Origin of the sequence: Arthrobacter sp. CAN_A214 (assembly GCF_015751955.1) — a bacterium.
Classification (GTDB): domain Bacteria; phylum Actinomycetota; class Actinomycetes; order Actinomycetales; family Micrococcaceae; genus Arthrobacter_D.
The window spans coordinates 53,579-70,820 of the sequence record NZ_JADOUU010000006.1 but is presented as its reverse complement, the minus strand read 5'-3'; the positions used below and the strand labels follow the sequence as shown (position 1 = coordinate 70,820).

The following is a 17,242-nucleotide window of genomic DNA, read 5'->3' as shown; positions in this document are numbered from 1 at the left end:
TGGGAACCCCTCAGCCAACCCTCAAGGAGGACCGGAAAGAAGTTCGGAAGTGACGCGGGCCGAGGGATACGTACCTGGCCCGTAGAATGATTCATGGTGAGCCGGGAAGACTGGTCGGCGCTGTTGAAGCGAGCCCCGACCGAAGGAACCCCCATGGCACACCCACCCCAGCATCAGCCCGTCGATGCACACGGAAAACGCATCTTCACCAGGAGCACCTATCCGGAGCACCTGAGGATCACCTCGATCCTCCGCAAGGAAACCGTGGGCGGCGCGCTGTTGCTGATGGCCACGGTCGCAGCGTTGATCCTCGCCAACTCGCCGGCCGCCGACGGCTACTTCGCCGTTCGGGACTACCGGTTCGGCTATGAACCGTGGCACCTCGAACTCAGTGTCGGCGCATGGGCCGCTGACGGGCTGCTGGCAATCTTCTTCTTCCTCGCAGGACTGGAGCTCAAGCGCGAGTTCGTTGCCGGAGACCTCCGGAAGTTCGACCGCGCGGTGGTTCCCGTGGCCGCGGCAGTCGGCGGCGTCGTCGTTCCCGCCCTCGTCTACGTGGCCATCACCCTCACGGCCGGCCCCGAAGCCCTGCGCGGCTGGGCCATTCCGACGGCGACGGACATCGCCTTCGCCGTCGCCGTGCTCGCCGTCGTCGGATCACACCTACCCAGCTCGCTGCGGATCTTCCTCCTGACACTCGCCGTGGTGGATGACCTCCTGGCGATCAGCATCATCGCCTTCTTCTATTCGAGCGACATCGCACCCACCCCATTGCTGCTGGCGGTTCTGCCGCTCGCCGCCTACGCGATCCTCGCCCAGAAGTTTCCCGGATTCTTCCAGCGCCAGGTGTGGGCACCCTGGGTGATCCTGCTACCGATCGGGTTCGCCGTGTGGGCGCTGGTCCACGCCTCCGGCGTCCACGCAACGGTCGCCGGCGTCCTGCTCGGATTCGCCATTCCGGTGCTGCCGCCCAGGAAGTCGCTGAAAGAGGTCGACAAATCGGTGTCGCATGACCTTGCACAGGCACACGATATCGATCGCGAAGGCCTGGCCGACACCATGGAACACCGCATCCGGCCGATCTCGGCGGGAATCGCGGTGCCCATCTTTGCCTTCTTCTCCGCCGGCGTCGCGATCGGTGGGGCCGAGGGCTTCGTCAGTGCCGTCACCGACCCCATCGCGATCGGCATCATGGTGGCGCTCGTCATCGGGAAGCCGGTAGGGATCCTGCTGGCCACCTGGCTTGTCACCAAGACGAACAAGGCCAACCTCGACCCGGACCTCGGATGGGTGGACATCCTCGGTGTCGCCATGCTGGCCGGCGTCGGTTTCACCGTGTCGCTGCTGATCAGCGAACTCGGCTTTGGTCAGGGCACCGTCGAAGACGATCACGCCAAGGTGGCTATCCTCGCAGGGTCGCTCCTGGCCGCACTTGCCGCCGCAGTGGTGCTGCGGAGCCGGAACAGGCAATACCGCAGGATCGGGGAACGCGAGAAGATCGACGCCGACAGCGACGGCATTCCCGACGTCTTCGAACGGAACGATTAGGGGCCGTTACGCACCCTTCTTCTTCGAGGCGCCGGTGGCTTTCGATGCTGACGCTTTCTTCTCGCGGTTCTTCTCGACGCTGCGGCGGAGTGCTTCCATGAGGTCGAGCACGTTGTCGCCGTCGTCGTCGCCCGATTCCCCGCCGAACGTCTCCTCGGTGTCGAGGGTGTCGCCCTTTTCGATCTTGGCATCGATGAGGGTGCGCAGCTGGACCTGGTAGTCGTCACTGAAATTCTCGGGATCGAAATCGGTCGAGAAGGATTCGACAAGGGCTGCGGACATCTCCTTCTCCTTCGCGGAAATGCGCACCTTCTCCTCGAGCGCGGGGAAAGCGGCATCACGCACCTCGTCATTCCAGAGCAGGGTCTGGAGCATCAGGACATCACCGCGGACCCGGAGGGCCGCAAGCCGGCTCTTCTGACGCAGCGAGAACTGCACCACGGCGGTGCGGTCGGTCTCCTCGAGTGTCTTGCGGAGCAGGACATAGGCCTTGATGGACGTGGAATCCGGCTCAAGGAAATAGGAACGGTCGAACATGATCGGATCGATCTGCGCGCTCGGCACGAACTCCACCACCTCGATCTCACGGCTTTTTTCGACGGGTAGCGAGGCCAGGTCGTCGTCAGTGAGCACCACGGTGCGCTCGCCGTCGTCGTACGCCTTGTCGATGTGCTTGAAGTCGACGATCTCGCCGCAGATCTCGCAGCGCCGCTGGTAGCGGATGCGGCCGCCGTCCTTGTCATGGACCTGGTGCAGCGCAATATCGTGGTCCTCGGTGGCGCTGTAGACCTTGACCGGCACGTTGACGAGGCCGAAGGCGACGGCGCCCTTCCAGATGGCTCTCATGACTCAGCTTCCATGCTCCAAGTGAACACCAGGCCGGTGAACCTGCGCCAGAGCGGGCCGGCAACCCCGGCCGCACCCCTGCGGCACCCCTGCCGCTTAGACTTGCAAAGTGACCTCCGAGACCCCAGAACCCGCAGAACCTACAGTCAGCAAGACGATCAACGACGACGGCGCCACGGTGCTCACGCTCGAGTACCCCTTCGCCTACCCGCCCGCGAAGCTGTGGAAGCACCTGACCGAGCCGGACAAGCTGAAGTACTGGTTCCCCTGCGAGATGGACATCCAGCCCCGCAGGGACACCGAGGTGAGCTTCACCTATGCCGACCAGCGGCCGCTGCACGGAATTGTCCTCGAAGCCGAAAAGCCGTCGCTGCTTGCCTTCACCTGGGAGAAGGAGACGCTTCGCTGGGAATTGAACCGGGCCGAGAACAACGGCTGCCGACTGGTGCTGTCCATCGTCGCGGGCAATCCTGCCCACCTCGGCACCATGGCGGCAGGTTGGCACCTCACGCTCTCGGGGCTGGATGATTTCCTCAACGAGCGGGACCTCGGGCAGGATCCAGCGCTCTGGCAGGTTTACGTGGACCGCTACCGCAAGCAGTTCGCCGACTGAACTTCCGTTCAGTAGGAAGCCTGCTTAGCAGGACTGGAATTCCCCTCCCATCCGGGCAAGACTTGGGTCATGGCCACTCCGGGTTCCCCAGCGCAGAGTGTGCGCGTGGACGGCCGGACGCTGAGACTGACCAGCCTCGACAGGGTGCTCTATCCGGAAACCGGGACCACCAAGGCTGATGTCCTGGCCTACTACGCCGCGGTCTCGAACCAGCTGATCCACTCCGCGAGGGACAGGCCCGTCACCCGGAAGCGGTGGGTCTCCGGTGTTGGCACACCCGAGAAGCCGGGCCAGGTCTTCTTTCAGAAGAATATCGATGCCAGCACTCCCGACTGGGTGCAGCGCCATGCGATCGAACACAAAGACCACACCAATGTGTACCCGATGCTGAACGACACTGCCACCCTGACCTGGCTGGCGCAGATTGCTGCGCTTGAGATCCATGTCCCCCAGTGGCGCTTCGGAGCGCAGGGTGAGCAGTGCAACCCGGACCGGCTGGTCCTCGACCTCGACCCCGGTGAGGGTGCCGGCCTGGCGGAGTGTGCCGAGGTGGCAAGGCTCGCCCGAGGGATTCTGCAGGGCATGGGCCTGGATCCTCATCCCGTCACCAGCGGATCCAAGGGAATCCATCTCTACTGCACCCTCGACGGCAGGCAGTCCTCGGAGGGGGTGTCCGCCGTAGCGCACGAATTGGCTCGTGCCCTGGAGACGGACCATCCTGATCTCGCGGTGAGCGACATGAAGAAGACGCGCCGCACAGGGCGCGTGCTGGTGGACTGGAGCCAGAACAACAGCAACAAGACCACCGTGGCTCCCTACTCCCTCCGCGGCCGCTTCCAGCCTCTGGTGGCTGCGCCGCGGACCTGGGAGGAACTCGACGATCCAGGCCTGCAGCAGCTCGACTACCGCAGCGTGATGCTGCGGGTGAAGGAGCTCGGGGATGTTTTCACGGCTGATGAGGCGCCCCGGCAGCCCGGGGAAATCCGGGCGGCGCCGTCGAAGGAAGACCGTCTTTCGAAGTACCGCTCCATGCGGGACCCGGCGAAAACCCCTGAACCTGTACCGGAGGCAGTCGGCGCGCCGGGCGGCAACAGCTTCGTGATCCAGGAGCACCACGCGCGCCGGCTGCACTACGACTTCCGCCTCGAACACGACGGCGTGCTGGTGTCGTGGGCCCTGCCGAAAGGACCGCCCACAGTGCCCGATCGAAACCATCTCGCTGTCCAGACCGAGGACCACCCGCTCGACTACGGGTCCTTCGAAGGAAGTATTCCCAAGGGGGAATACGGAGCGGGAGAGGTGAGCATCTGGGATGCCGGCACGTACGAGTTCGAGAAATGGCGCGACGGCAAGGAGGTGATCTGCACCGTTCACGGACGCGCGGACGGCGGGCTGGCGCGCAGCGGTTCAGCAACGCGCCGCTTCGCACTCATCAACACCGGATCCTCGGGCAAGCCCGGGAGCGACAAGAACTGGCTGATCCACCTGATGAAGGAGCAGCCGGCGGCGTCGGGCAGCCCGGTTGCGCGGAAGGATCGGTCCCCGGACCGGAATCTTCCCCCGCGCGCAGACCCGGCACCGGCCGGGGCTGCTGCCGGAGCCGCCTTCGTCGAGCCGATGCTCGCAACGCTCGGTTCCGCGCAGGCAATCCCCGACCCGGAGGACTGGGCGTATGAGATGAAATGGGACGGGGTTCGTGCCATCGCAACCGTGAATGGAGGCGCCATTCAGCTGACAAGCCGCAACGGCAATGACATGACGCCGCTCTATCCGGAGCTCGGCGACCTTGCCGAGTTCGTCAGCGCCGAAACGGCGGTGCTCGACGGCGAGGTCGTGGCGCTCAACAAGGCGGGCCGGCCCGATTTCGGCCTCCTCCAGACACGACTGAAGCTGACCGACCCGGCCGACATCGAGGCTGCCACGAGGCAAACGCCGGTGCGCTTCCTGGTTTTCGACCTGCTGGCGTTCGACGGTAGGGATCTTACCGGGCTCGACTACTGCCAGCGCCGGGAAATCCTCGAAAAAGCAGTGGACGATGCCCCGGATTCCCACGTGCAGGTGCCGCCCGCCCTTGATGCCACCCTCGAGGAAGCCGTCGAGGCCAGCAGGGAACTGGGTCTTGAGGGAATTCTGGCCAAGCGGCTCACCAGCGATTACCTACCAGGCGCACGCTCCCAGAGCTGGGTGAAGATCAAGCACCACCACACCCAGGAGGTAGTGGTGGTGGGGTGGCGGCCGGGCAAGGGAAACCGGGCGTCGAAGGTCGGATCGCTCCTGGTGGCGGTGCCGGACGGCGTCGACCTCAGATACCTGGGACGGGTGGGCTCCGGTCTCACGGACCGCGAGCTCGCCGATGTCGGTGCCAGGCTCAAGAAGATGGCCCGCAAGACACCGCCGCTGAGCGATGTGCCCGGAGCCGATGCCGCCGATGCGCACTGGGTCCGGCCCGCACTGGTCGGGGAGGTGCAGCACAGCGGCCATACCGGCGGCGGGCGGCTCCGCCATCCCGTGTGGCGTGGGTGGCGGCCGGACAAGAAACCGTCCGACGTCGTCGTCGAGCGATAGCACCCCCGTTGATCAAGCACACAAGGTGCCTCCTACTGCCCTGAAGCAGCCACAAGTGCTTGATCAGCGGGGGTGGGTAGGGGGACATCGACTACGAGAAGGAGCACGATGACCGATCTGGACATTTCCGGGCTCGACGCATGGTGGCGTGCGGCCAATTATGTCTCCGTAGGGCAGATCTACCTGCGGGACAATCCACTGCTGCGGAGGCCGCTCGAGGACGCCGACGTGAAGGCCCGCCTTCTGGGTCACTGGGGCACTACGCCCGGGCTCAACTTCGTCTACACACACCTCAACCGCGTGATCGCGGAGCGCCGCCAGGAAATGCTCTTCGTGACAGGACCGGGCCACGGTGGGCCGGCGGACGTCGCCAATGCCTGGCTTGAGGGCACCTACTCGGAGGTCTACAGCCACGTCGGCAAGGATGAACCAGGGCTGAAGGAACTATTCCGGCAGTTCAGCTACCCCGGCGGAATCCCGTCGCATGCGGCACCCGAGACGCCCGGTTCCATCCACGAGGGCGGTGAACTCGGCTATGTGCTCGCGCACGCGTACGGGGCGGTCTTCGACAATCCGAACCTGATCGCGGCGGCAGTGGTGGGGGACGGGGAGGCGGAAACCGGACCGCTGGCTGCCAGCTGGCACTCGAACAGCTTCCTGGATCCTGCGGTCGACGGCGCAGTGCTCCCGATCCTGCATCTGAACGGCTACAAGATCGCCAATCCCACGGTGCTGGCGCGCATGCCGGAGGAGCAGCTGCGGCAGCTGATGTACGGGTACGGGTATGAGCCGCACTTCGTCACCGTGACGGACCCGACGGCCACCGACGCGGCCCACCGGGACTTCGCGGGAGTACTCGACTCGTGCATCGACGGTATCCACGCCATTCAGGAGCAGGCGCGTATCTCCCCGGCGGGAGCGGACGCTGCTGCTGCGCGCTGGCCCATGATCGTGCTCCGCTCGCCGAAGGGCTGGACCGGCCCGACGACGGTGGACGGCAAGCAGGCCGAGGGCACCTGGCGTGCCCACCAGGTGCCGTTGACCGGGATCCACAGCAATGAGGAGCACCTGCACCAGCTCGAGGAGTGGATGCGCTCCTACCGTCCCGACGAGCTGTTCACCGGGAACGGCGAGCTACGGCCCGCTATTGCACGGCAGGCGCCGGAGGGCAACCTGAGGATGAGCGCCACACCGCATGCCAACGGCGGCTGGCTGCTGCGGGACCTCCTGCTCCCCGCCTACGAGGATCATGCCGTACGGGTATCGAGCCCTGGCGCCGAAAGGGTGAGCCCGATGACGACGGTGGGAGGTTATCTCCGGGACATCATCGCGGCGAACCCGACGAACTTCCGGCTGTTCGGCCCGGACGAGACGGCGTCGAACCGGCTATCCGCCGTCTACGAGGTAACGGACAAAGCGTGGCAGCCGCGCATCGAGGACGTCGACGAACATCTGGCACGGTCCGGCCGCGTGATGGAGGTCCTCAGCGAACATCTGTGCCAGGGCTGGCTCGAGGGCTACCTGCTGACCGGGCGCCACGGCGTCTTCAACTGCTACGAGGCGTTCGTCCACATCGTCGACTCGATGTTCAACCAGTACGCGAAATGGCTGAAAGTGCACCAGGAGCTTTCCTGGCGGCGACCCATCGCGTCCTTCAACTATCTGCTTTCCAGCCATGTGTGGCAGCAGGACCACAACGGCTTCTCCCACCAGGATCCCGGTTTCATCGACCACGTGGTGAACAAGAAGGCCGACGTCATCCGCGTCTACCTGCCACCGGACGCCAACACCATGCTCGCCGTCACCGAGCACTGCATGAAGACCCGGGACACCATCAATGTGATCGTCACCGGCAAGCAGCCCACACCGACGTGGCTCGGCCCGGAGGAAGCGCGGCTGCATGTTCGGCGCGGGATCGGGATCCTCGACTTCGCGGGGAGCGAGGAGCAGGGCCTGGACCCCGACGTCGTCCTCGGGTGCGCCGGTGACGTGCCGACGCTCGAGGCGGTGGCGGCCGCGGGCCTGCTGAAGCAGAGCATTCCCGGCCTGAAGATCCGGGTGGTGAACGTGGTGGATCTGATGCGTATGCAGGATGAGTCGGAGCACCCGCACGGACTCTCGGCCAGGAATTTCGACACGCTCTTCACCACCACGAAACCGGTGGTCTTCGCCTACCACGGATATCCCTGGCTGATCCATCGCCTGACCTACCGGAGGAACAACCACGCGAACCTGCACGTTCGGGGATATAAGGAGGAAGGCACCACGACGACGCCGTTCGATATGGCGATGCTGAACCAGATCGACCGGTTCCAGCTCGCCATGGACGTGATCGACCGGGTGCCTTCCCTCGGCTCGACCCAGGCGCAGCTGCGGCAGGACCTCCAGGACCAGCGGCAGCGGGCCTGGCAGTACACGCGCGACGCCGGCAAGGACCTTGAGTCGATCACCGGCTGGACGCTGAATGAATCTTCGCCGGATGACGCGAAGTAGGAACTGCCCAACCAGAAGGAGAACGCCCTATGACTGAAACAAGCATCACGGCAAGCCGGACGATCGACGCCCCGGCGGACGCGATTTTCACCATCCTCTCCAATCCCGCCCAGCACGCCGCCCTCGACGGTTCAGGGATGGTGCAGTCGGACGACAAGTCGGACCGCATCACCGCCGTCGGCCAGAAATTCACCATGAACCAGCACTGGGAAAAGATGGGCGGTGACTACCAGACCGACAACCACGTGGTGGGCTACGACCCGAACAAGCTCCTCGCGTGGAAAACCGCTCCGGCCGGGGAAGTTCCCCCGGGCTGGCAGTGGGTCTGGGAGCTCCAGCCCGCGGGCCCCGACTCCACCGAGGTGTCGGTGACGTATGACTGGACCCATGTCACGGACAAGGAGATCCTGAAGAAGTTGTCCTTCCCCGAGGTATCCGTCGAGGACCTCGATGCCTCACTGGGGAACCTCGCGTCAGCGGTTTCCGAGAAGTAGCACTGAACGACGGCGAAGGTGCGGAAAACGACGGGCGCGCTGGTTCCATCCGGCGCGCCCGTCGTTTTCGGCGGCGCTACGCAGGCAGCGCACCGGGCGCTACTTCAGGAGTGCCACGTCGGACACGAGCTCGATATGCTTCTGCATGGCTTCGGCTGCCGCGGGCGCGTCCTGCTGACGGATCGCCGCGGCGATAGCACGGTGTGATTCGAGTGACTGTTCGGGCCTGCCGGGCTGCGCGAGAGACTCAAGACGTGTCTCCAGCACCATTTCGCCGATGAAGGCCATGAGCTGCGCCATCACGGGTGAATGGGCCGCGTTCGTCACCGACTGGTGGAATATCTCGTCGCCATGGGCGCCGCGGTCGCCGTCGTCGATCTCCGCCTGCATCGTCGCGAGGGCAGCGTCGATCGCCGACAGGTCCAGCTCGGTACGCCTTTCGGCGGCGAGGGCGGCGAGCCGAACCTCGAGGGTGCTCCGGGCCTCCACGATGTCCGGAAGCCGGCTTTGATGCTCGCGCAGGCCCTTGATCACCGCGGCGACGCTCGGCCGGTGGCGCAGCACTGCGCCGGTGCCGTGCTGGACGTCGATGACGCCGAGCACTTCCAGCGCGACGAGGGCCTGCGCCAGCGTGGCACGTGAAACGCCGAGCCGCTCGGCCAGCTCACGTTCAGCGGGCAGCAGGTCCCCCGGCCCGAGCTTTGTGGATTCGATGTGACGGAGCAGCTGCTCGACAAGCTGTTCGTACAGGCGGGGACGTGCAAGGCGCCCGAGGGCTCCGGGGACCGGCAGTTCCGGCGAATCCGGCATGAAGGCCTCCAGGCAGATCGGTGGCGAGGTCGGTGGTAACAGGACGCCGAACTAATTGACAAGCTACTGCACTCTCCTACAGTCTAGGCCAGTGAGCCTGTAACCCGCCTCACATCGATACCGTCCGCTGGAGGATAAAGATGTCCGCTCCACTGCTCTCGATCATCATCCTTGCGGCGATGTTCCTGATCGCCACACTGCTGCCCATCAATATGGGTGCCCTCGCCTTTGTCGGCGCTTTCCTTCTCGGCGCGGTGGTCCTGGGGATGGAGACCGACGACATCATTGCCGAGTTCCCCGGCGGCCTCTTCCTCACACTGGTCGGCGTCACGTACCTCTTCGCCATCGCGCAGAACAACGGAACCATCGACCTGCTGGTCCGGGGCGCCGTCAAGCTGGTCCGCAACCGGGTGGCGCTGATTCCCTGGGTGATGTTCTTCATCACTGCCGCCATCACTGCTGTGGGCGCACTCGGCCCGGCGGCAGTCGCCATCATGGCACCCGTGGCACTCGGCTTCGCAGCGCGCCACAAGATCAGCCCGCTCCTCATGGGCATGATGGTCGTTCACGGCGCACAGGCCGGGGGATTCTCACCGATCGCCGTCTACGGCGTCATCGTCAACAGCATCGTGGCCGACACCGGCTTCGAATCCAGTCCCCTCGCCATCTTCCTCGCCAGCTTCATCTTCAACCTGCTGATCGCCGTCGCGCTGTTCATCGTGCTCGGCGGACGCAAACTGTTGTCGAGCCGTGTCGGGCACTTCGTGGAGGAAGCCGCTGAAGCACGCATGAATCTGAGTGCCGGTGCGAGGGCCGCGGATGTCACCTTCAAGGGCTCCGGCAGCGGAACCTACGGTCCCCGCGACCCCGCCGGCGACGGCGCTATTGCGACGAAGTCCCGCGAGGACAGGGTTTCGCAGATCGCCACCATTATCGGCCTCATCGCCCTCGCGGTCATTGCGCTCGGATTCAGCGTGGACGTCGGATTCGTCGCCATCACGGTGGCCGTCATCCTCGCCCTCATCTCGCCCAAGGCTCAGAGCGGTGCGGTCAACAAGATCGCCTGGTCCACAGTGCTCCTCATCTGCGGCATGCTGACCTTCGTCGGAGTCCTCCAGGCAGCCGGCACCATCGAGTACGTCTCCGACGGCGTTGCGAGCCTCGGCATGCCGCTGCTGGCCGCACTCCTCATCTGCTACATCGGTGCCGTCGTCTCGGCATTCGCGTCCTCGACCGCCATCCTCGCGGCCCTCATCCCGCTGGCCATTCCGTTCCTCGAATCCGGTGAAGTGGGTGCCGTGGGCGTGGTGGCGGCGCTTGCAGTGTCATCCACCATCGTCGACGTATCGCCGTTTTCCACCAACGGTGCGCTGGTCCTCGCCAACGCCCCCGAGGGGACCGACAAGGACCGCTTCTACAAGCAGATTCTCGGATACGGCGGCCTCGTGGTGCTTGCCGGTCCGGTCATCGCCTGGCTCGTCCTCGTGGTTCCGGGATGGTTATAGACCACCCGCGACATCACCCCCAGGAAAGGAACAGCACATGACTCCGGAAATCAACCAGGATCCGACGCCGACAGGTGCGGGACCCCTCAGCGGCTACCTCGTGGTGGATCTCAGCCGGGCGCTTGCGGGCCCCCATGCAGGAATGATGCTCGGGGACCTCGGCGCCCGGGTGATCAAAGTGGAAAACCCCGGCTCGGGGGATGACACCCGGGGTTGGGGGCCGCCGTTCGTGGGCCCCGAGGATGACCGCCAGTCGACGTACTTCCTCTCCTGCAACCGCAACAAGGAGTCGATCGCCCTCGACCTGAAGAGCGATGACGGCCAGGACGTGCTCCGTAACCTGATCCGGCGGGCCGACGTCCTCGTTGAGAACTTCCGGCCCGGTGTGCTGGACCGGCTCGGCTTCTCCACCGATGCGATGCATGAACTGAACCCCCGCCTGGTCATCCTGTCGATCACCGGCTTCGGCCACGACGGACCCGAAGCCACCCGGAGCGGGTACGACCAGATCGTGCAGGGCGAAGCCGGCCTCATGTCCCTCACCGGGCCCGGCCCGGAGGATCCACAGCGGGTCGGCGTGCCCATCGCGGACCTGCTGTCCGGCATGTACGGCGCCTACGGGGCGCTCGCCGCGCTGCTGGAGCGGGACCGCACGGGCAGGGGACAGGTGGTGCGCACCTCGTTGCTCGCTGCGATCATCGGGGTGCATGCCTTCCAGGGAACCCGTACCACCGTTGCCGGCGAGGTCCCCCAGGCCCAGGGCAACCACCATCCCTCCATCGCTCCCTACGGCCTCTTCAGCTGCAGGGGCGGCAAGGTGCAGATCAGCGTGGGCAGCGAGAAATTGTGGGCCACCTTCGCGAGGACGTTCGGCCTCGACCCCGCAAAATTCCCCACGAACTCGGACCGGGTCACCAATCGCGACGCCCTGATCCGCGACATCGAGGACGCCTTCTCGGCCTTCGAAGCCGAACCGCTGCTGGAAAAGCTCAACGCAGCGGGCATCCCGGCAGGCAAGGTTCGCAGCCTCGACGAGGTGTATGCCTGGGAGCAGGTGCACTCACAGGGACTGCTCGTCGACGTGGAGCACGAAGCGCTGGGCAGGATCAGCCTGCCCGGTCCGCCGCTTCGCTTCTTCGGTGCCGGCGGTGAAACCACGAACACCGGGCATGCGGCGCCACCCCTGCTCGACGGCGATGGTGAGCGCATCCGGGCGTGGCTCGCGGCCGCCGATGGTGGCGGCAGCACCAACGACGGCCGTAGCGCCAATGATGGCGCCCGCCGGTGAGTGATGGGCCCGCAACCGCCGGACCCGGAACCGGCGCATCCGGACACCTCTCCGCACGTGAGCTGATCGGCGTCGTCCTTGATCCCGGTTCCTTCTCCTCCTGGGATTCGCCGGTGACCGAGCCGACCGAGGGCCGGGAAGGGTACGCCGAGGAGTTGCGGCGGGCGAGGGAGAAGAGCGGCGTCGACGAATCGGTCCTCACCGGGGAGGGACTGATCCGGGGCCGCCGCGTGGCGGTCCTCGTCTCCGAATTCCGTTTCCTCGCCGGGTCGATCGGCTCCGCTGCGGCCCGCCGGATCGTCTCGGCGATCGAGCGGGCCACCAGGGAGGGGCTGCCGCTCCTCGCCGGCCCCGCGTCGGGGGGCACCCGAATGCAGGAGGGGACTCCGGCGTTCCTGGCCATGGTGGACATCACCGGGGCGGTCCGGGCGCACCGGCAGGCCGGTTTGCCCTACCTGGTCTACCTGCGGCATCCCACGACCGGCGGTGTCATGGCGTCCTGGGGCTCGCTCGGCCATGTGACGGTAGCCGAACCCGGCGCGTTGCTCGGATTCCTCGGCCCGCGGGTCTATGAGGCGCTGTACAGCCGGCCTTTCCCGGAGGGAGTGCAGACCGCCGAGAACCTTTTCGACAAGGGGCTGATCGACGCCGTCGTCCCTCCCGCCCAGCTGTCCGGAATCGTGGACCAGGCCCTCAACGTCCTCGTCGCAGCGCCCGGGAAGCCCCCGGCCGCCCCGGAAACGCTGGACGTCCGGCCCGCGGAGGATGCGGCGTGGTCGTCCATCCTTATTTCACGGAACCGGCGGCGCCCTGATCTTCGGCGTCTGCTTGCCTTCGGCGCCTCGGATGTCCTTCCCCTCAACGGCACCGGCCAGGGCGAAAAGGATCCGGGGTTGTTCCTGGCGCTGGCACGCTTCGGCAGCCGGCCCTGCGTGGTGCTGGGCCATCAGCGCCCCCGGCGGAACGATGACGCCGCCATGGGTCCGGCGTCCCTCCGCGAGGCGAGGCGCGGCATGAGGCTCGCCGAGGAACTCGGGCTGCCCCTGCTGACTGTCATCGACACCGCCGGAGCGGCGCTCTCGCAGGAAGCGGAGGAGGGTGGACTCGCAGGCGAGATCGCCCGCTCCCTGCACGACCTCATCGGGCTTGCGTCGCCGTCGGTCTCGGTGCTCCTCGGCCAGGGGGCGGGCGGCGGCGCGCTGGCGCTCCTTCCTGCGGACCGCACTATTGCGGCCCAGCATGCCTGGCTCTCACCCCTGCCTCCCGAGGGGGCAAGCGTCATCGTCCACCGGAGTACGAACTTCGCCGACCGTATGTCCAATGCGCAGGGCGTGAATGTCGCCGCGCTGCATGCCCGAGGAATCGTGGATCACGTGGTGGATGAGCGGCCCGACGCCGCCGAGGAGCCACGCGCGTTCTGTACCCGGCTGGGAGCTGCCATCGAATACGAACTCTGGTCGGTCACGACCGTGCCGGTGGAGACCCGCAGGCGCCGGCGGATCGAGAAGTACCGGGTCCTGACCGACTGAGGTGGCGTTACCGGGCCGAGCCCGCCCCGCGTGACCGGAAGATCTCCATCTGGCGGAACCTGCGCTGCAGGCTGTCCCGGCGGGGACTGGGTTCGATGCCGGGATCCTCGGCCGTCAGGTCGATATGCCGCGCGCCGTAGTGCCACAGCAGCATGTCGTCCAGCAGGCGGTCGGGCCCGGGGGAATAGCGGTGATCAAGCGCCCGCCGCACCGCGGTGATGGTGTCCGCCTGCAGCAACGCCGCGAACTCGATGGTGGTCCGGAGTTCGTGGGCGGCCAGCAGCTCGGCCGCCCACCCCCAGTTGTCGTCGGCCTTCCTGTCGACGTGCGGAAGCAGGGTCTGCCAGACGTGCCGGATCTGATTGGGGGTCAGCGGCGCGCTGCCCTCCCCGTCCTCATCCCAGAAACCCGTGACCGTCTCATACCGCTCGTGCAGTTCGGCGAAGGCCGACTCGACTGTTTCGAGCATTGCCGCGGTACCGGTGAACTGACGATCGAAATAGGGACTCCACGCCTTGGGATTCGACGCCTTGAACCGGATGTCGTGCTCGATCTCCGACCAGGCGTGGGCGAGGACCGTGCGAATCTGCACCTCGAAGAGGTAGCTTCCGCCCGCCTTGGACTCGGGGTGCTGGGCTTGCTGGAACCGGCGCACCGCGTCATTGTGGATGGTGCGCATGATCAGGTGGCGGCTTGAGTAGCCGTAGGTTCCGGACTCGATGGAGCCGATGTCCTTTTCGCGGTCCCCCCGGCAATCGAAGTCCTGCCGCTGGCGCTTGATGAGGTTGGCGGCGAGGTCCACCTCGTGGGGCAGCGTCGTGATCACACGGACGCCCACGAGATCCGTCAGGTTGCGCATCGGATCAGGGAACACGAGCGTGGGTGCGGCGTCGGGCTCCGGAGAGGCGAGCGTGCGCGACGCCTTGTCCCTGAAGGACTCCACCGTCTTGGTGCGCGCGGTCACGAACAGCGGATGCAGTTCCGAGGAATCGAAGATGCCCTGCATGCTCCTGCGCATTTCCTCGGTCACCTCCACCAGGGCAGGCCGAATGCGTTCGAATTCACGGGTGCTTGCTTCGACTGCGGGGCGCAGGCGGTGGTCGAGGTCGTCCCAGGCGCTCAACGGTGCCTCCAGTTCCAGTGGTGTTCCCCAATCCTAACTTCCTCCCGGGAAGGGCTAGGCTTCCCCTGTGGAGCATCCGGGACGACGCACGATTCTTGCCCTGTTGGCGGCTGCCGGGGCGGCCATGACGGCAGCGTGCACGCCCCGTCCTGCCGGCGGAAAACCGGCGGAAAGCGCTGCGGTCGCTCCACCCGAGCGTTACGCCTACGGTGGAGACCCGAGCCAGTTCGCGGACCTCTACCTGCCGATCGGGCAGGCCGTGCGCGGCGTGGTCGTCATCCTCCACGGCGGGTACTGGCGCTCGACGTACGGCGCGGAGCTGGGCGAACCCCTCGCCCTGGATCTGGTGCAACGCGGGTATGCGTGCTGGAACCTCGAATACCGCCGCGCGGGCAACGGCGGCGGATGGCCGGCCACGTTCGACGACGTGGCAGCCGGCATGGACCTGCTTGCCACGGCGGCGGAGGAACATGGCTTCGACACGAGTACGACGGCGGCGCTGGGCCACTCCGCGGGCGGCCATCTTGCAGTGTGGGCGGCAGGGCGGGCCACTCTCCCCACCGGCGCTCCCGGCAGTGGGACGCCCCGTGTGGCGCTGCGCGCCGTTGTAACCCAGTCCGGCGTCCTGGACCTGGCGGACGCGCAGCGTCTCGGCCTGAGCAACGGGGCAGTCGAGAACCTGCTGGGGACAGGTCCCGACGGCGATCCGGTCCGCTACCGCCTTGCCGATCCGATGACCGCCGTTCCCCTCGGCGTTCCCGTTTACGCGCTGCACGGGGAGGATGACACCACGGTGCCGCGCAGCCAGTCCGCAGGCTATGTCGAAGCTGCACGCCAGGCGGGAGCCGAGGCTACGCTGACCATCATTCCCGGCGACCACTTCGCCATGATCCAGCCCGGCACCCGTGCCTGGGAGCGCGTGGTCGAAACCCTCGAGCTCGCCCTCCGCAGCGCCCGGGAGTGAGCGGACCCCAGGGTCCAAGGGCCGCGCTCAGTTAAGCGGGCGCGTCCCTCCGGGGAGTGCGCCATCCGCGAGGAGGTCGGCCGCAGTATCGGCAAGGGCGGTGAGGGCCACGCGCTGCGTCCAGGGGCCATAGGAGATGCGGGCCACGCCGAGTTCCTGCAGTTTTGATGGTGCGAGTGAGCCGGGCACGTTGATCACGCTGACGCGCTGCTGCCCGATTCCCTCCACCAGCGCCCGGACTGTCGGCTCATCGAGCAGACCTGGTACGAAGACGCTCGCCGCGCCGACCTCGAGGAACGCTTTTCCACGCTCGATCGCATCCGCCAGGACGTCCTCCGGGCTGCGGTCGGCTGCCTTGAGGAAGGCGTCGGTGCGGGCGTTGAGCACGAAGTCGACGCCTTCTGCCTGGCCTGCCCTCACTGCGGCCTCCATCTGCGCCACGGCATCGGCGAGCGGCCGCATCTGGTCCTCGATGTTCGCCCCGACGATGCCGACGCCGACCGCGCGCCGCACGGTGTCCCCTGGGTTGCCGTAGCCCGATTCGAGATCGGCGCTGACGGGGAGGGAGCTTGCGGCGGCAATGCGTCCCACGGCGTCGATCATGAGATCCACGGGAATGTTCTCGCCGTCGTCATACCCGAGTGATGCAGCAATGGAGTGGCTTGCGGTGGCCAGCGCCTCCGTTCCGGGCACTGCTGCGATGGTTCTTGCCGTGATGGCGTCCCACACGTTGATCACCTGCAGGATTTTCGGCGACGTGTGTAGGCGCAGCAGTTCGGTTGCCTTGGCGGACAGGTTCGCGGATGTCACGGAGGGAATAGTCATGAAGACACCCTACGGCTGCGCTCGGCCAGCCAGGACGCGGCGCCGGTAATGTCCGAGGAGTGCACCCCATGGCCGCCTCCACGCACGGAGCGGGTGAGTCGGGCTCCGCGGCTTTCGAGCACTGCGGCCAGCTGCTCCACGCTGGCCAGCGGTGCCATGGGGTCGGCGTCGCCATTGAACAGCGCGACGTCGGTGGCGGACAGGTCGGCATTGACCGTGCGTCCCTCCAGCGGATACATTCCCGAGAAGGCGACGACGCCGTCCAGCGCCTCCGGATGGAGGAGGGCCGCGGCCAGACCGATGTTGGCGCCGTTGGAGAACCCGACGGCAGTGACCTGTCGGTCATCGATGCCGTACGTTTCGCGAGCCCAGGCCAGGAAAGCGGCAAGTTCCCCGGCCCGCCGGACGACGTCGTCGACGTCGAACACACCCTCCTCGATACGACGGAACCAGCGGTTCATTCCGTTTTCCTGCACCGGGCCGCGTGGCGAAAGGATACCGGCCTGCGGTGCCAGACGTGCGGCAAGGGGCAGGAGGTCGAATTCGCTGCCGCCGGTTCCGTGCAGCAGCAGCAGCACCGGTTCGTCGGTGCTACCCGGTTCGAAGACGTGCGGCCAGGCGTGGTGTCCGGTCATGGTC

At 66.4% G+C, this 17,242-nt stretch carries 14 protein-coding genes; 9 read left to right on the top strand and 5 right to left on the bottom strand.

The genetic code is table 11. The features are described from left to right. Window positions 1-153: 153 nt before the first annotated feature. Window positions 154-1,548, top strand: a complete 1,395-nt coding sequence (nhaA, locus tag IWX65_RS07635; RefSeq protein ID WP_196881830.1) for a Na+/H+ antiporter NhaA — start codon at window positions 154-156, stop codon at window positions 1,546-1,548. 6 nt (window positions 1,549-1,554) lie between these two features. Here nhaA and ku read toward each other — a convergent pair whose 3' ends face one another. After that, window positions 1,555-2,394, bottom strand: a complete 840-nt coding sequence (ku, locus tag IWX65_RS07630; RefSeq protein ID WP_196881829.1) for a non-homologous end joining protein Ku — start codon at window positions 2,392-2,394, stop codon at window positions 1,555-1,557. 109 nt (window positions 2,395-2,503) lie between these two features. On the opposite strand from ku, the gene IWX65_RS07625 reads away from it, so the two are divergent. From IWX65_RS07625 to IWX65_RS07610, 4 genes are all read left to right on the top strand, one after another. Further along, window positions 2,504-3,007, top strand: a complete 504-nt coding sequence (locus tag IWX65_RS07625; protein ID WP_196881828.1) for an SRPBCC domain-containing protein — start codon at window positions 2,504-2,506, stop codon at window positions 3,005-3,007. A 69-nt stretch (window positions 3,008-3,076) separates the two neighbouring features. Further along, window positions 3,077-5,572 carry an ATP-dependent DNA ligase gene (locus tag IWX65_RS07620; RefSeq protein WP_196881827.1) on the top strand — a complete coding sequence of 832 codons (2,496 nt, stop codon included), beginning with the start codon at window positions 3,077-3,079 and terminating at the stop codon, window positions 5,570-5,572. A gap of 72 nt (window positions 5,573-5,644) precedes the next feature. Further along, complete coding sequence (locus tag IWX65_RS07615) at window positions 5,645-8,065, top strand: phosphoketolase family protein (RefSeq protein ID WP_334683725.1); 2,421 nt, start codon at window positions 5,645-5,647, stop codon at window positions 8,063-8,065. 29 nt (window positions 8,066-8,094) lie between these two features. After that, window positions 8,095-8,559: an SRPBCC family protein gene (locus tag IWX65_RS07610; protein ID WP_196820331.1), complete on the top strand. Its 465-nt coding sequence runs from the start codon at window positions 8,095-8,097 to the stop codon at window positions 8,557-8,559. A gap of 99 nt (window positions 8,560-8,658) precedes the next feature. Here the strand turns inward: IWX65_RS07610 and IWX65_RS07605 are convergent, their stop codons facing one another. After that, window positions 8,659-9,369, bottom strand: coding sequence for a FadR/GntR family transcriptional regulator (locus IWX65_RS07605; protein ID WP_196881825.1), 711 nt, complete (start codon window positions 9,367-9,369; stop codon window positions 8,659-8,661). Window positions 9,370-9,509: 140 nt separating this feature from the next. Between IWX65_RS07605 and IWX65_RS07600 the strand changes: the two genes are divergently transcribed. From IWX65_RS07600 to IWX65_RS07590, 3 genes are read left to right on the top strand one after another with little or no spacing between them, the layout of a single operon-like run. After that, entirely contained in the window at window positions 9,510-10,874 is a 1,365-nt protein-coding gene (locus tag IWX65_RS07600; protein ID WP_196881824.1) for an SLC13 family permease, read from the top strand. 37 nt (window positions 10,875-10,911) lie between these two features. Further along, a complete protein-coding gene (locus IWX65_RS07595; RefSeq protein WP_196881823.1) occupies window positions 10,912-12,162 on the top strand; it encodes a CaiB/BaiF CoA transferase family protein in 1,251 nt (416 codons plus the stop codon). Then, window positions 12,159-13,691, top strand: coding sequence for a carboxyl transferase domain-containing protein (locus IWX65_RS07590; protein ID WP_196881822.1), 1,533 nt, complete (start codon window positions 12,159-12,161; stop codon window positions 13,689-13,691). The genes IWX65_RS07595 and IWX65_RS07590 overlap by 4 nt, the downstream gene beginning before the upstream one ends. A 7-nt stretch (window positions 13,692-13,698) precedes the next feature. Here the strand turns inward: IWX65_RS07590 and IWX65_RS07585 are convergent, their stop codons facing one another. Further along, a complete protein-coding gene (locus IWX65_RS07585; RefSeq protein ID WP_196881821.1) occupies window positions 13,699-14,814 on the bottom strand; it encodes a GTP pyrophosphokinase in 1,116 nt (371 codons plus the stop codon). A 67-nt stretch (window positions 14,815-14,881) separates the two neighbouring features. Here IWX65_RS07585 and IWX65_RS07580 point away from each other — a divergent pair, with 67 nt between their 5' ends. Further along, window positions 14,882-15,778, top strand: coding sequence for an alpha/beta hydrolase (locus tag IWX65_RS07580; RefSeq protein WP_334683724.1), 897 nt, complete (start codon window positions 14,882-14,884; stop codon window positions 15,776-15,778). 27 nt (window positions 15,779-15,805) lie between these two features. Here the strand turns inward: IWX65_RS07580 and IWX65_RS07575 are convergent, their stop codons facing one another. Beyond that, a complete protein-coding gene (locus IWX65_RS07575) occupies window positions 15,806-16,603 on the bottom strand; it encodes an isocitrate lyase/PEP mutase family protein (protein WP_196881820.1) in 798 nt (265 codons plus the stop codon). Then, complete coding sequence (locus tag IWX65_RS07570) at window positions 16,600-17,238, bottom strand: alpha/beta hydrolase (RefSeq protein WP_196881819.1); 639 nt, start codon at window positions 17,236-17,238, stop codon at window positions 16,600-16,602. The genes IWX65_RS07575 and IWX65_RS07570 overlap by 4 nt, the downstream gene beginning before the upstream one ends. Window positions 17,239-17,242 lie beyond the last annotated feature (4 nt).